Origin of the sequence: Allobosea robiniae, assembly GCF_900102525.1 — a bacterium.
GTDB lineage: Bacteria > Pseudomonadota > Alphaproteobacteria > Rhizobiales > Beijerinckiaceae > Allobosea > Allobosea robiniae.
The window spans coordinates 81,754-96,386 of the sequence record NZ_FNBZ01000009.1 but is presented as its reverse complement, the minus strand read 5'-3'; the positions used below and the strand labels follow the sequence as shown (position 1 = coordinate 96,386).

Below are 14,633 nucleotides of genomic sequence, written 5' to 3'. Positions count from 1 at the left end.
ATCAAATAGCAGTTGCAACCTTCTTATTAATGCTGCAACTTTAAGTTGCATGAAAGGCATGCTTAGGGGAGGCGACATGTCGGATACTTTGCTGACGCCCGAGATCGCACGAGCACAGAAGAAACTGGAAGAAGCCATCGGCCACGCCGTCGGCGTTCTCGGCAAAGAGAACAAGGACGTTCTGCCGAAGGGGTGCACCTGGCAATGCTGGGTCGAAATCGGGCCAGATGGCAGGCCCGTCGTCAAATGCGGCATCAAATGCGGCTGAATGCTTAAAGACCATGCCGGCCGCGTAGCGGCCGGCATGGGCAAATCAGTTCTTCTTCGGCTCGGCCGGCTTGGCGGCGTCCGGAGCAGGGGGCGCCGGCGCCGCCGGCTTGTCGAGGCGCTCGACCTTGGCCTTCTCGCGCATGGCGAGGACGAGATCCTGCTGGGCCTTGCGCTCGAGATACTGGTCGATCTGCGGCTTCACGGCGGCGAAATCCGGCAGCGGCTTGGAGCGCTTGTCCTCGAGCTTGATGACGTGCCAGCCGAACTGGCTCTTCACCGGCTCGGAAATCTCGCCCTTCTTCAGCTTGAAGGCGGCTTCGGCGAATTCCGGCACCATGCGATCCTTGGTGAACCAGCCGAGATCGCCGCCCTCCTTGCCGGAGCCGGGATCCTTGGAAAGCTCGGCCGCGACCTTGGCGAAATCCTCGCCCTTCTTCAGCCGCTCGACCGCAGCCTTGGCCTGCGCCTCGTCCTCGACCAGGATGTGGCGGGCATGGGCCTCCTCCTCGGGGGTCATGGCCTTGGTGGTGTCGTCGAAGAGCTTCTTCGCGGCATCGGCCGTGACGGCCTTCTTGCCTTCGCGCGTCAGATACTCGTCGAGCAGCACCTTCTCGCGGTAATAGGCGAGGCGGGCGGCGAAATCGGGGGTATCGCCGATCTTGGCCTCGGCCGCGGCCCTGGCGCCGAGCTTGAGGTCGACGAGATAGTTCACGACCTCGTCGCGCTTGCGCTCCTCGGGGAGCTGGGCGAGGCGCTCGCCGAGATCCTCGGTGGCGAGCTGGACGTCCTTCTCGGTGATCGCGATGCCATCGACCTTGGCGACGACCTTGTCCGCCTGGGCGAAGGCCGGTGCCGCCAGCAGCGTGAAGCCGAGGACGGCGATGAAACGGGCTGAGTTCATGAATGACGGCCTTTCGTCGGAAACCCGAGACGCTTTGGCGGCTGCACTGCCCGATGAACGCGGCAAAGGCAAGGCGGTTCAAGCGATTGCGCCGGCCGCTCACGTAGCTTTGCGCTGCCCCCGATGCCGCAGCGGCGGGTGATCTGAGGTGCGGGCTCTTGGAAGCGGAGCGAAAAAACCCCACATCCGGAGCCGAATTCACTTGCCGTTTCGCTGCCAATAGGACGAAACGCACGCTGGACCCTGCCCGCGCTCGCGTCTAAACACGCGGTCGCAATTCGAGAATACCCGAGCTTTCGGTTCGCGCGCGACAACGCTACGCGCCGAGCGGAAGCTTGAAGCATCATCTGAAAGGCCCAACATGCTTGGCGCGCTCGCAAAGAAACTCTTCGGCTCGTCGAACGACCGCCGCGTCAAGGGCTACCAGCCCCGCGTCGCCGCGATCAACGCGCTCGAGACTGAGGTCGCCGCGCTGAGCGACGAGGCGCTCAAGGCGCGTACCGAGGAGTTCAAACAGCAGATCGCCGCCGGCAAGAAGCTCGACGATCTGCTGGTGCCCGCCTTCGCCACGGTGCGCGAGGCGGCCAAGCGCGTGCTCGGCCAGCGGCCCTACGACGTCCAGCTCGTCGGCGGCATGGTGCTGCACGAGGGCGCCATCGCCGAGATGAAGACCGGCGAAGGCAAGACGCTGGTCGCGACGCTGCCGACCTATCTCAACGCGCTCGAAGGCAAGGGCGTCCACGTCGTCACCGTCAACGACTACCTCGCCCGGCGCGATGCCGAGTGGATGGCGAAGCTCTACAACTTCCTCGGCCTGACCGTCGGCATCATCGTGCACGGCCTCGATGACGAGGAGCGCCAGCGCGCCTATGCCTGCGACATCACCTACGGCACGAACAACGAGTTCGGCTTCGACTACCTGCGCGACAACATGAAATACGACGTCGCGCAGATGAGCCAGCGCGGCCACCATTTCGCGATCGTCGACGAGGTCGATTCGATCCTGGTCGACGAAGCCCGCACGCCGCTGATCATCTCCGGCCCGCTCGACGACAAGTCGGACCTCTACGTCTCGATCGACAAGGTTCTGCCGAGTCTCGTCCCGGCCGATTACGAGGTCGACGAGAAGCAGCGCACGGTGGCGCTGACCGAGGCCGGCAACGATCATATCGAGGAGCTGCTGCGCGAGGTCGGCATCCTGACCGAGGGCGATCTCTACGACGCGCATAACGTCACGCTGGTCCATCACGTCAACCAGGCGTTGCGCGCCCATTCGCTGTTCACGCGCGACAAGGACTATATCGTCCGCAACGACGAGGTCGTGATCATCGACGAGTTCACCGGCCGCATGATGCCGGGCCGACGCTACTCGGAAGGCCTGCACCAGGCGCTGGAAGCCAAGGAGCACGTCACCGTCCAGCCCGAGAACGCGACGCTGGCCTCGATCACCTTCCAGAACTATTTCCGCCTCTACGCCAAGCTCGCCGGCATGACCGGCACGGCGGCGACCGAGGCCGACGAATTCTTCCAGATCTACAAGCTCGAGGTTGTCGAGATCCCGACCAACGTCCCGATCTCCCGCAAGGACGAGGACGACGAGGTCTACCGCACCTTCGAGGAGAAGGTGCGCGGCGTCATCCGCGAGATCCAGGCCGCGCAGGCCAACGGCCAGCCGCTGCTGGTCGGCACGACCTCGATCGAGCGCTCGGAGCTCATCGCCGAGATGCTGGAGAAGGAGGGCTACAAGCTTCTCGACTTCACCGATCCGACGGCACTGGAGCCGGTCTATGCCGCGGCTCGCGAAGGCAAGACGGTCAAGGCCTTCGCCGTGCTGAACGCCCGCTTCCACGAGCAGGAAGCCTATATCGTCGCACAGGCCGGCGTGCCCGGCGCGATCACCATCGCCACCAACATGGCCGGCCGCGGCACCGACATCCAGCTCGGCGGCAATGCCGAGATGCGGATCTCCCATGATCTCGCCGGCCTGGAGGAAGGTTCGGAGCGCGACGCGAAGGCCGCCGCCATCCGCGCCGAGGTCGCCGAATTCAAGCAGCGCGTGCTCAAGTCGGGCGGACTCTACATCGTCGGCACCGAGCGCCACGAGAGCCGGCGCATCGACAACCAGCTGCGCGGCCGCGCTGGCCGCCAGGGCGATCCCGGCCGCTCGAAGTTCTTCCTGTCGCTGCAGGACGACCTGATGCGCATCTTCGGTTCCGACCGGATGGACGGTATGCTGACCAAGCTCGGCCTCAAGGAGGACGAGGCGATCGTCCACCCCTGGATCAACAAGGCGGTCGAGAAGGCCCAGGGCAAGGTCGAGGCGCGCAACTTCGACATCCGCAAGAACATCCTGAAATACGACGACGTCATGAACGACCAGCGCAAGGTCGTGTTCGAGCAGCGTCGCGACTTCATGCGCCAGGCGAGCGTGCGCGAGACGATCGACGACATGCGCCATGGCGTCGTCGAGGATGTCGTCGCCCGCCATATCCCGGAGGAGGCCTATCCCGAACAGTGGGACAGCGCCGGCCTCAAGCAGGAGGTGATCCAGCACCTCAACCTCGATCTCCCGATCGAGGACTGGACCAAGGAAGAGGGCATCGCCGACAGCGAGATCCGCGAGCGCATCCGCAAGCTCGCCGACGAGGATTATGCCGGCCGCATCGAGCGCAACACCGAAGAGGTCATGACCTATGTCGAGAAGCAGGTGCTGCTGCAGTCGCTCGACCATCTCTGGCGTGAGCATCTGGTCACGCTCGATCATCTGCGCCAGGTGATCGGCTGGCGTGGCCTTGCCCAGCGCGACCCGCTGCAGGAATACAAGCAGGAGGCCTTCGAGCTGTTCGACGGGCTGATCGGGCATCTGCGCCAGCAGGTCACCGGCCATCTCTCGCGCATCGAGGTGCGTTTCGACCAGCCCGAGGATCAGGCGCCGGGCCAGGTGCAGGACGGCGCCGGCTCGGGCTTCGGGGATTATAGTGGCGGCGGCGTGCAGTTTGCCGCGACGGATGCCGATGTCGCAGTGCTCGACCGCAACCCGGATGATCCCGAAAGCTGGGGCAAGGTCGGCCGCAACGAGCCCTGTCCCTGCGGCTCGGGCAAGAAGTTCAAGCACTGCCACGGCCAGTTCGCCTGAGGCATTACCGCCCTGATACCTCCCGATGCCCGGCCCCGCGCCGGGCATCGTCGTTTTGGGGTTCGCAACGAGGCGTCGATTGCCTCACCCGGTCGCAGATTCCGGTTTCTTCGCTACGCGAAGCCCCGGGACGACAATCGTCCTGCGCCGGATCGACGCACGGATTGTTAGGGTCATGTTTACGCCTCGGTAACACTCTTCTTTCCAATTGGGTCGCGATGAGAGGAGATGAGACCATGTTCAAGACAGCGCTTTCGGCCGCCTGCCTCGCCATTCTGGCGAGCACGGGCGTAGAGGCGGCGAGCCCGAAATCCTTGGGCCAGTTCGGCGACTGGAACGCAGCCACTTACGCGAAGGGCGATCTGGCGCGCTGCTTCATCATGAGCAAGCCTTCGTCCGAAGAGCCATCCAATTTGCGTCACGGCGACGTTTTCTTCTTCGTGCAGACCGGCGAAAAGGCTACCGATACGGAATCGAGCTTCCAGACGGGTTACGACTTCGCCCGGAACTCGGTGGTCACCGTCACGATCGGCGATGACAGCTTCCGCATGCTGACCGAGGGCAGCAATGCCTGGCTCGAACGGCTGGAGCGCGAGCCGGCGCTGCTGGCGGCGATGCGGGGCGGAAGCAGCATGACGCTCGAAGCGCGCTCGCTGCGCGGCAACGTCACCAGCTATACCTTCTCGCTCGCGGGCGTGACCGCGGCCTCGCGCATGCTGGCGCGCTGCGATACCGACGCGACACAGAGCTGACGCCGAATTCGACGGTGAGGCGCCATGGGCGACTCACCGTTGCCGGCGCGGCTTGCATCCAGTCGCCGCAACCGCCAGTTTGACGCCTGCATAGCAGGATGGCGCATCGGCGTCGCTGGGGGACGAGATGGAACTGTCGGGCTTCAACATCGCCGTGATCGTCATCGTGGCGCTGGTCATCCTGACGATCGCGCGCGGCGTCCGCACCGTTCCGCAAGGCTACAACTACACCGTCGAGCGTTTCGGGCGCTATTCGCGGACGCTGAGCGCGGGCCTCGGGCTGATCGTGCCCTATATCGATCGCATCGGCCACAAGGTGAATGTCATGGAGCAGGTGCTCGACATTCCCTCGCAGGAGGCGATCACCAAGGACAATGCCGGCGTGCGCATCGACGCGGCCGCCTTCTACCAGGTACTCGACGCCGCCAAGGCCTGCTACGAGGTGTCGTCGCTCAACGACGCGCTGATGGTCCTGACCATGACCAATATCCGCACCGTCGTCGGCTCGATGGACCTCGACCAGTTGCTGTCGCATCGCGACGAGATCAACGAGCGGCTGCTGCGGGTGATGGATGCCGCCGCCTCGCCCTGGGGCGTCAAGGTCACGCGCATCGAGATCCGGGACATCCTGCCGCCGGCCGATATCGCCGGCGCGATGAACCGGCAGATGAAGGCCGAGCGCGAGAAGCGGGCGGCGATCCTCGAAGCGGAAGGCCTGCGTCAGGCCGAGATCCTCAAGGCCGAGGGTCAGAAGCAGTCGCAGATCCTCGCCGCCGAGGGCCGCAAGGAATCGGCGCTGCGCGACGCCGAGGCGCGCGAAAGGCTGGCGCAGGCCGAGGCAACCGCGACCGCCATGGTCTCGGAGGCGATCAGCCGCGGCGATATCCAGGCCGCCAACTTCCTGATCGCCGAACGCTATACCGACGCGCTGAAATCGATCGCGTCGAGCCCTAACAGCAAGGTCGTGATCGTGCCGATCGAAGCCGCCTCGCTGGCCGGCACGGTCGGCGGTATCGCACAGCTCACCAAGGCGGTATTCGGCGAGGATGCGGCTGCGCAGCGCCGTAGTGGGGCCGGCTCGGTGCCACCCTCCGGCCGCCCGGGCGCCTGACCGGAGGCTGCGATGCTCGACTGGTTCGTGAATCTGGGCGGCTGGAGCTGGGCCATTCTCGGGCTCGTGCTGGTCGGCGGAGAGATGCTGGCGCCCGGCATCTTCCTGATCTGGCTGGGTCTTGCCGCCCTTCTCACCGGCGTGATCGTCGGACTGTTCGGTATCGGCTGGCAGGCGGCGATGCTGGCCTTCGCCGTGCTCGCCGCGGCAAGCGTGCTCGCGGGGCGCCTGCTGACGCGTCGGAAGGGCGAGGAGCCGGACGCGGCGACCGGGCTCAACGACCGCGGCCGCCAGTTGATCGGCCGGGTTTTCCGGCTTGAGGCCACGATGACCGGCGGCGAGGGACGGGTGCGTGTCGGCGATTCGTCCTGGCGGATCGTCGGTCCGGAATTGCTGGCGGGAACCGAGATCAAGGTGGTGCGGGTCGAGGGCTCGACGCTCGTCGTCGAGAAGGCTTGACGCGCGCCATGAGGTTTTTGCATCCGTCGCGACGTTTTTCGCGATAGCGTTGCGTCCAGGGCGTTGGCCTCTGACGCTGCGGGGACTATAGCAACCGCTCCTCCAAGAGCGCGCCGTCATGACCAGCCCCAGCGAACGCCTTTCCCTTCCGAAGGACCGCATCAAGGTCCTGCTGCTGGAAGGTATCAACGATTCCGCCGTCGAACTGCTGCAGCAGGCCGGCTACAGCAATCTGGAACGGCTGCCGAAGGCGCTCGACCGCGAGGGCCTGCTCAAGGCGATCCAGGGCGTCCACGTCCTCGGTATCCGTTCGCGCACCCAGCTCACGCCGGAGATCTTCGCCGGGGCCGACCGGCTCTTCGCCGTCGGCTGCTTCTCGGTGGGGACGAACCAGGTCCATCTCGATGCAGCGCGGCTGCGCGGCGTGCCGGTCTTCAATGCGCCCTTCTCGAACACGCGCAGCGTCGCCGAACTCACCATCGGCGAGATCGTCATGCTGCTGCGCCGGATCCCCGACCGCTCCCGCTCCGCCCATGACGGCGGCTGGGACAAGTCGGCCAACGGCTCCTTCGAGGTGCGCGGCAAGACGCTCGGCATCATCGGCTACGGCAATATCGGCAGCCAGCTTTCGACGCTGGCCGAGGCGATGGGCATGCGTGTGATCTATCATGATCACACCGACCGGCTGCGGCACGGCAACACCGAGCCGACGAAGAGCCTGAACGCCCTGCTCGGCGCGGCCGACATCGTCTCGCTGCACGTGCCGGAGACGCCGCAGACCGCGGGCATGATCGGCGCGGCGCAGGTCGCCAAGATGAAGAAGGGCGCCTATCTCATCAACAATTCGCGCGGCACCGTCGTCGATCTGGACGCGGTCGCGGCGGCGCTGAAGAGCGGCCATCTGGCAGGCGCAGCGGTAGACGTCTTTCCGGTCGAGCCAGCTTCCAATGCCGAGCGTTTCGTCACGCCGCTGCAGGGGCTCTCTAACGTGATCCTCACCCCGCATATCGGCGGCTCGACCGAGGAAGCGCAGGAGCGCATCGGCGCCGAGGTTGCGCGCAAGCTCGTCGATTATTCCGATGTCGGCTCGACGGTGGGCGCGGTCAATTTCCCGCAGGTCCAGTTGCCGGCCCGCGCCATCGGCACGCGCTTCATCCATGTCCAGCGCAACGTGCCGGGCATGCTGCGGCGGCTCAACGACGTCTTCGCCAGCCGGCAGGTCAACATCGCCGCCCAGAACTACCAGACCGACGGCGAGGTCGGCTATGTCGTAATGGAGGCGGACGGCGTCTCGAGCGCCGTGGCGCGGGACATCCTCAAGGATATCCGCGCGCTCGACGGCACGATTCGCGCCCGCCTGCTCCACCAGCGCGATTGAGCCTCAGGCCGGTTTCTTCGCCTTGGCGCCGGGCTTGATCGGCGTCTGGGCCGCGACGGGGTCGCTGGCCGGGAAGGTGTCCTTCAGCGCGCGATTGAGCTCGGCGTCCTTGCCGTGCTCGCGCGCGGCCCGGCGCTGCTCCTTCTGCTCCTTGCGCAGGCTTTCCTTGGCAGGATTGGCGGTGGCGGTCATGGTCGCTCCCTTCGGCATGGCTGGTTCCTGCGATCAACGCGGCAGGGCCGAGCCCGTTCCGCCAGAACGTCAGCGCAGGCGCGCCATGACGAAGCGGGCCGCCCTCTGGACCGGGCGACCCAGCCTTCCCATCTGGTGAAGCCCAAGCCTTCCCCGCCGGCCTCCTTCCGGCGCCAGCCAGCAGGGGCCGTCATGGTCGCGATCTCCGTCCTCGATCTCGTTCCCGTCGTCGAAGGGGAGGGGCCGCGCGAGGCGCTGAAGAAATCCATCGACCTGATCCGCCATGCCGAGCGGCTCGGCTACACCCGCTACTGGGTGGCCGAGCACCACAACATGGTCGGCATCGCCAGCGCCGCGACCTCGGTCGTCATCGGCCAGCTCGCGGCCGCGAGCAGCACGATCCGGGTCGGCGCCGGCGGCATCATGCTGCCGAACCATTCCCCGCTCGTCATCGCCGAACAGTTCGGCACGCTGGAGGCTCTGTTTCCGGGGCGCATCGATCTTGGTCTCGGCCGCGCGCCCGGCACCGATCAGCTCACGCTGAGGGCCCTGCGTCGGAGCCCGATGTCATCGGACAGCTTCCCGCAGGACGTGCTCGAATTGCAGGCGCTGTTCGCGCCGGCAGGGCCTAACCAGGCGATCCGCGCCGTGCCGGGCGAAGGGCTCGAGGTCCCGCTCTGGATTCTCGGATCGAGCCTGTTCGGGGCGCAGCTCGCTGCCGAGCTCGGGCTGCCCTACAGCTTCGCCTCGCATTTCGCACCGGATGCGCTGATGCAGGCGCTCGCCGTCTATCGCGAGCGTTTCAAGCCGTCCGAGCAGCTAGCGACGCCCCATGCGATGCCGGGCATCAATGTCGTGGCGGCGGAGACGGACGAGGAAGCACGTCATCTCGCGACCTCGCTGCAGCAGCGCTTCGTCGGCATGGTCCGGGGCGCGCGCGGCAAGCTCCAGCCGCCGATCGAGGATATCGAGCAGTACTGGTCGCCGGCCGAGAAGGCGCATGTCTCCGGGATGCTGCGCTATGCCTTCATCGGCTCGCCGGAAACGCTGAAGCGTTCGCTCGGGGCCTTCGTGCGCGAGACTGGAGCCGATGAGATCATGATCACGGCGCCGATCTTCGATCACGAGAAGCGCAAGCGGTCCTATGAGCTCGTCGCGGAGATCGCGGCTGACCTGAAGAGATAGGAGGGCTGCTGTCCATCGGCTGCACCCGGGAAGGTCGAGCGGCCAGCCGTAAACGGCTTTATCACTATTGAAACTCATTTGCATGATTAATGCAAATGAGAATGATTTTCTTCTTGTCGGTTTTGCAATTGGCGGTCGGCATTGCTATGGCAAGGCATGACCGAAACCGACCGGCGCATTGCCGTTTTCGAGAGCCAGTTGAAGGGGGCCGGGCTGCGCATGACGCAGCAGCGGCGGCTGATCCTGCGCGTGCTGGCGGAAGCCGACGACCATCCCGATGCGAAGGGGATATTCACCCGCGCTTTCGCGCATGACCCGACCCTGTCGCTCTCGACCGTCTATCGGACGATGAAGGTGCTGGAATCGCAGGGCGCGATCGAGCGCCATGCCTTCGAGGACGGCATCTCGCGCTACGAACATGCCGACCAGGAGCATCACGACCACCTGATCGATGTCGATTCGGGCGAGGTGATCGAGTTCTCCTCGGATGCGATCGAGGAATTGCAGCGGCGGATCGCGGCCGAACTCGGCTATGAGCTCGTGCGCCATCGGCTGGAGCTCTACGGACGCAAGAAGCAGCCGGCACGCCGAGGCGGCCGCAAGGCTTCTTGATCCGTCGGCTCAGCCGTCGACGACGTCGTTATATTCGGGGTGCTTCGCGATCCAGCCCTTGAGGAATTCGCAGCGGACCACGGCCTTGCGCTTGCTCGCCCGCAGCAGTTCGAAGACGCCCTTCGCCAGCTTCGAGCCGACACCCTGCCCGGCGAACTGCTCGGGCACTTCGGTGTGGATCAGCACAAGCCGCTCGCCGTCGCGGCGATAGGCGACGAGCGCAGTGCCGCCGTCGAGCGATAGTTCAAAGCGGTTCTGTTCAACGTTCTCGACGACGTCCATCAGTTGGTTCCTTCAGGCTATCCCAGTTCAGCTAGCCCTGCGCTTCGGCGCGCCAGGGGTAGCTCCAGGTTTCGGTGAGCGCCTTGCCACCGCTGCGCAGGAAGGCGCGCATCTCGGCGAGCTGGCCGGGCTCGACCACGACGTCGATGAAGGCGCGGAAGCCCTCGGTCTTGCGGTTCGGCACGATGAAGGCGCGGTCGATCCGGCCATAGGCGATCGAGGGCACGATCTCGACCTTCTCGGGCTGCTTCAGATGGTAGTCGAGATCGCCGCCGGCGAAGTCGATGATGAAGCGGCGCGAGCCGTCGGTGACCGGCTCGCCGGAGCCCAGCGCCTTGGGCTTGGCCTGGTAGGTGTTGACGACACGCCCGCCCGGATGCAGGTCGCTGGAATCGAGCATCGAGATCAGCTTGTAGCCGAAGGAGAACTCCTTGCCGGGCTCCAGCGGCGTCTTCGGCGCCCAGAGCGCGACGATATTGTCGTTGGTCTCGTCGGTCGTCGGCATCTCGATCAGTTCGACGACGCCCTCGCCCCAGTCGCCCTGAGGCTCGATCCAGTAGGACGGCCTCAACTCATAGGAGAGGTCGAGGTCCTGGTAGTGCTCGAAGGTGCGGTCGCGCTGCATCAGGCCGAAGCCGCGCAGATTGCGCTCGACGAAGGAGGAGACGGCCTGCTGCTTCGGATTGCGCAGCGGGCGCCAGATCCATTCGCCGCTGCTGGAATGGATCATCAGCCCGTCGGAATCGTGCAGCTCGCTGCGGAAATCGTCGAAGAAACGGCGGTCGTTCTCGCCGGTGAAGAACATCGAGGTCAGCGGCGCGAGGCCGAGCTTCTCGATGGGCGCGCGCGGATAGAGGGTCGCCGCGACCTCCATGACGGTATCGAGATCGGGATAGATGGTGAAGCGATAGGCGCCGGTCACGGCCGGCGAATCGAGCAGGGTGTGGATGATGATGCGCTCGGCATTGGCTGCCGGCTGCTCGATCCAGAACTCGCGAAAAACCGGGAACTCCTCGGCTGTCGTGCCGGCGCCGATCGCCAGGCCGCGCGCCGAGAGGCCGTAACGCTGGCCGCGGCCGAGCACCCGGAAATAGCTCGCGCCGATGAAGGAGATCAATTCGTCGAAGACGCGGGGGTCGTTGAGCGGATAATGCAGGCGGAAGCCGGCGAAGCCGAGATTGACCGGCAGCGGCTTGTCGAACTTGACCCGGCCGTAGTCGAACAGGTTTGCCGCATAGGGCACCGGCATCGGCACGCCGTCGCGCACGACGTTGACCGTGACCGGCCGGGTGAAGAGGAAGCCCGGATGGAACATCTGCATGCGGAAGGGCGACCCGTTCTGCGCCAGCAGGGCCCGTTCCGGCCGGAAGCGGATGTCGCGCCAGGAATCGTAGTCGAGCTTCGCCAGCGCCTCCGGCAAGGGAGCGATCGGCTCGTAGGGAACCGCGGAGATCTCGCGGGCACGGCGCTGAACGTCCTCGAAGCCGAAGCGGGGCTGCGGCGCGGCGTTCTGCGGAGCCGGCGGTGGCTGCGGACCCTGCTGCTGAGGCTGGGGCTGCTGGGCCATGAGGACGGAGGGCGCCACCGAGAGGCAGAGCGCGGCTGAAAGTCCGCCCAGGACGCGGCGGCGATCTGTCGTGGTCATAAGTGGTCCGTGTTCCCTCGCGCGGCTCGCGAAACATCTGCGGCAGCCGAGACTTAAGGCCATCAAATGGGGCCGGTCTAGGGCATCCGCCATTGACAGGAGATGAACATCCCGCAACCTTTGCGGCCGGCCGGATGCGGCCAGCCGCTCGCGCCCCGAAAGGGCAAGGTGAACGCATCCAGATGAGACCTATCCTGATCCCGATCGACTCGTGGACGGATATCGGCAAGGCGAGCCCCGATCACGACCGTTCGCAGCGAAAAGGATCACGACGATGCGTAGCTTTCGCGATGCGAAGCTGATGGCCAGGAGCCTGCGCGACACCATGGCCGCCCGGCAGGTGATGCTTTCCCACTCCGAGACCCTCGAGATTGTGGCGCGCCAGTTCGGCTATGACGACTGGAACGTGCTCGCGGCGAAGATTGGCGAGGGCGCGCCCGCGGCGCCGCCAGAGAAGCCGGCGGAGGCGGTTCGCCTCCAGATGGGGATTCCGATCCTCCGGATCTTCGACGAGGCCAAGGCGAAGGAGTTCTATCTCGGCTTCCTCGGCTTCGCGATGGACTGGGACCATCGCTTCGGGCCGAACATGCCGCTCTACATGCAGGTGTCCCGCTCCGGCCTCGTGCTCCATCTCTCCGAACATCATGGCGATGCCAGCCCCGGCTCGACCGTCTTCGTCTGGATGGAGGGCGTCGATGCCTATCGCGCCGAGCTGATCGGGAAGCGCTACACCTACTCCAAGCCCGGCATCCAGGAGGAGGGACCGGGCGGCCGGACGCTCGAAGTGCCCGACCCGTTCGGCAACAGAATCCGCTTCTGCGAGAAGCGCGACTAACTCATAGCCGGCGAAGGGCTTTTTCCGGTTAACCCGTCCCCGAACGGACGCGGATCGGCCTTGAAAAAAAATGCGGCTCCGGGCCCACAAAACACTTGTGGTCCGGGGCGAGCGTCCGTATATCGCGTTCACCCAATTCGCACGTGCCTGTGGCCGCGTGCTGGTCGGTGGGCATCCGGACAAGAGGCCGGACAGCCGCCAGGGGTTGGAGGACGGATGGAGGGGATGGACATCCCTCAAATCACGCCTCCCAGTCTCCGCAAGGAGATTGTTCCCCGACACAGACCGGCAGCCGGAGGCAAAACCGGCGAACCCCGAATCTCCACGGGGGACGCAGCTTAAAGCAACGACGGAGCGGGCTTTTTTGGTCTCGCCGGCTTTCCACAGGCCGGCACCGAAGAGGCTTGTCCTTCATTGCCGGCCGTGCGGGGTCTTCCCCAATCGAACGGTGTTTCGGGTCCGGACGGCTCGTCCGTTGTAGCAGGCGTCTCCACAGCGCCGCGCGACAGCGACGATTCACTCCGGCGATACATCGCATCGACGCCGCTTGCGTCGTAGGGGAGTCGCGTCTCATGACCGACCGCATCCGTGAGTTTCTTCGTACCCGACGTGAGGACGGGCCCTGCGTCGTCATCGACACCGATGTCGTGCGCGAGAACTATCATGCCTTCGCCCGTGCGCTGCCCGACACCCGCGTCTTCTACGCGGTGAAGGCCAACCCGGCGCCGGAAGTGCTCGCGCTGCTGGCCCGCCTCGGCTCCTGCTTCGACTGCGCCTCGGTCGTCGAGATCGAGCTCGCGCTCGCCGCCGGCGCCACGGCTGACCGCATCTCCTTCGGCAACACCATCAAGAAGGAGCGCGACGTCGTGCGCGCCATGGAGCTCGGCGTGCGCCTGTTCGCCGTCGACTGCACGGCCGAGGTCGAGAAGGTCGCCCGTTCCGCCGAGAAGACCGGCACCAAGGACGCGCGTATCTTCTGCCGCATCCTTTGCGACGGTGCCGGCGCCGACTGGCCGCTCTCGCGCAAGTTCGGCTGCGTGCCCGAAATGGCCGCGGACGTGCTCGAGCACGGCCATCGCCTGGGCCTCCTGGCCTATGGCATCTCGTTCCATGTCGGCTCGCAGCAGGCGAATGTGAACGCCTGGGATTCGGCCCTGGCCTCGGCCTCGGCGATCTTCAAGGAATGCGCCACCCGCGGCATCGGCCTGTCGATGGTCAATCTCGGCGGCGGTTTCCCGGCGCGTTACCTGAAGCCGATTCCGGGCGTGCCGTCCTATGGCGACGCGATCTTCCGGGCGCTGTCGAAGCATTTCGGCAACCAGCTGCCCGAGACGATCATCGAGCCGGGCCGCGGCATGGTCGGCGAAGCCGGCCTGATCGAGGCCGAGGTCGTGCTGATCTCGAAGAAGGCCGAGTCGGATGAAGTCCGCTGGGTCTATCTCGATATCGGCAAGTTCAACGGTCTCGCCGAGACCATGGACGAGGCGATCCGCTACCCCATCCGCACCGTGCGCGATGGCGATGCGACCGTCCCGTGCGTGCTCGCCGGCCCGACCTGCGACTCGGTCGACGTCATGTACGAGAAGACCCCGTACATGCTGCCCTTCTCGCTGGAGATCGGCGACAAGGTGCTGATCGAGGGCACGGGCGCCTATACGACGACCTATTCGGCCGTCGCCTTCAACGGCTTCCCGCCGCTGAAGCAGTACGTCATCTGACGTCGGAAGGAGCGAAAGCTCCTTCCTGATCCCATCGGGTCCGGCGAAGCGCCCTGCCGCAAGGCAGGCCATCCGACGCTAAGTCGGGTGGAGCGTTCGTATCTCCAGAATGGAGGTATGGGCGTGGCTCCCGCCGGACCCCTCTTCCCCACATCGT

The 14,633-nt window shown here is 65.6% G+C and carries 13 protein-coding genes and 2 pseudogenes; 11 read left to right on the top strand and 4 right to left on the bottom strand.

Translation table 11 applies throughout. The features are described 5' to 3' along the window. Positions 1 to 49 precede the first annotated feature (49 nt). Positions 50 to 268 carry a hypothetical protein gene (locus tag BLQ70_RS22665; protein ID WP_139163621.1) on the top strand — a complete coding sequence of 73 codons (219 nt, stop codon included), beginning with the start codon at positions 50 to 52 and terminating at the stop codon, positions 266 to 268. A 45-nt stretch (positions 269 to 313) separates the two neighbouring features. Here the strand turns inward: BLQ70_RS22665 and BLQ70_RS22660 are convergent, their stop codons facing one another. Continuing rightward, a complete protein-coding gene (locus BLQ70_RS22660) occupies positions 314 to 1,171 on the bottom strand; it encodes a peptidylprolyl isomerase (protein WP_091861679.1) in 858 nt (285 codons plus the stop codon). 361 nt (positions 1,172 to 1,532) lie between these two features. Between BLQ70_RS22660 and secA the strand changes: the two are divergent. From secA to serA, 6 genes and pseudogenes are all read left to right on the top strand, one after another. Beyond that, positions 1,533 to 4,077 (top strand): annotated as a pseudogene (gene secA, locus BLQ70_RS22655) (preprotein translocase subunit SecA); the annotation flags it as partial. A 62-nt stretch (positions 4,078 to 4,139) separates the two neighbouring features. Continuing rightward, positions 4,140 to 4,307 (top strand): annotated as a pseudogene (locus BLQ70_RS26275) (SEC-C metal-binding domain-containing protein); the annotation flags it as partial. 236 nt (positions 4,308 to 4,543) lie between these two features. Continuing rightward, positions 4,544 to 5,059 carry an invasion associated locus B family protein gene (locus BLQ70_RS22650; protein WP_061965877.1) on the top strand — a complete coding sequence of 172 codons (516 nt, stop codon included), beginning with the start codon at positions 4,544 to 4,546 and terminating at the stop codon, positions 5,057 to 5,059. 127 nt (positions 5,060 to 5,186) lie between these two features. Continuing rightward, on the top strand, positions 5,187 to 6,170 hold the full coding sequence (locus tag BLQ70_RS22645) for an SPFH domain-containing protein (RefSeq protein ID WP_091861673.1): 984 nt from the start codon (positions 5,187 to 5,189) through the stop codon (positions 6,168 to 6,170). 12 nt (positions 6,171 to 6,182) lie between these two features. Beyond that, positions 6,183 to 6,629 (top strand): NfeD family protein, encoded by a 447-nt coding sequence (locus BLQ70_RS22640; RefSeq protein ID WP_061965881.1) that lies wholly within the window; start codon positions 6,183 to 6,185, stop codon positions 6,627 to 6,629. 118 nt (positions 6,630 to 6,747) lie between these two features. Next, positions 6,748 to 8,007, top strand: a complete 1,260-nt coding sequence (gene serA / locus BLQ70_RS22635; RefSeq protein WP_061965883.1) for a phosphoglycerate dehydrogenase — start codon at positions 6,748 to 6,750, stop codon at positions 8,005 to 8,007. Between the two features lie 3 nt (positions 8,008 to 8,010). Here the strand turns inward: serA and BLQ70_RS22630 are convergent, their stop codons facing one another. Next, positions 8,011 to 8,217: a hypothetical protein gene (locus BLQ70_RS22630; protein WP_091861670.1), complete on the bottom strand. Its 207-nt coding sequence runs from the start codon at positions 8,215 to 8,217 to the stop codon at positions 8,011 to 8,013. Between the two features lie 174 nt (positions 8,218 to 8,391). On the opposite strand from BLQ70_RS22630, the gene BLQ70_RS22625 reads away from it, so the two are divergent. After that, entirely contained in the window at positions 8,392 to 9,384 is a 993-nt protein-coding gene (locus tag BLQ70_RS22625; RefSeq protein WP_091861667.1) for an LLM class flavin-dependent oxidoreductase, read from the top strand. Between the two features lie 156 nt (positions 9,385 to 9,540). Further along, on the top strand, positions 9,541 to 9,996 hold the full coding sequence (locus BLQ70_RS22620; RefSeq protein WP_091861663.1) for a Fur family transcriptional regulator: 456 nt from the start codon (positions 9,541 to 9,543) through the stop codon (positions 9,994 to 9,996). A 9-nt stretch (positions 9,997 to 10,005) separates the two neighbouring features. Here the strand turns inward: BLQ70_RS22620 and BLQ70_RS22615 are convergent, their stop codons facing one another. After that, positions 10,006 to 10,278: a GNAT family N-acetyltransferase gene (locus tag BLQ70_RS22615; RefSeq protein WP_091861659.1), complete on the bottom strand. Its 273-nt coding sequence runs from the start codon at positions 10,276 to 10,278 to the stop codon at positions 10,006 to 10,008. Between the two features lie 31 nt (positions 10,279 to 10,309). Continuing rightward, positions 10,310 to 11,923, bottom strand: a complete 1,614-nt coding sequence (locus tag BLQ70_RS22610; RefSeq protein ID WP_091861655.1) for an OpgD/OpgG family glucan biosynthesis protein — start codon at positions 11,921 to 11,923, stop codon at positions 10,310 to 10,312. A gap of 274 nt (positions 11,924 to 12,197) precedes the next feature. Here BLQ70_RS22610 and BLQ70_RS22605 point away from each other — a divergent pair, with 274 nt between their 5' ends. Then, a complete protein-coding gene (locus BLQ70_RS22605; protein WP_091861652.1) occupies positions 12,198 to 12,758 on the top strand; it encodes a glyoxalase superfamily protein in 561 nt (186 codons plus the stop codon). Positions 12,759 to 13,330: 572 nt separating this feature from the next. Further along, entirely contained in the window at positions 13,331 to 14,476 is a 1,146-nt protein-coding gene (locus tag BLQ70_RS22600; protein ID WP_091861648.1) for a type III PLP-dependent enzyme, read from the top strand. Positions 14,477 to 14,633 lie beyond the last annotated feature (157 nt).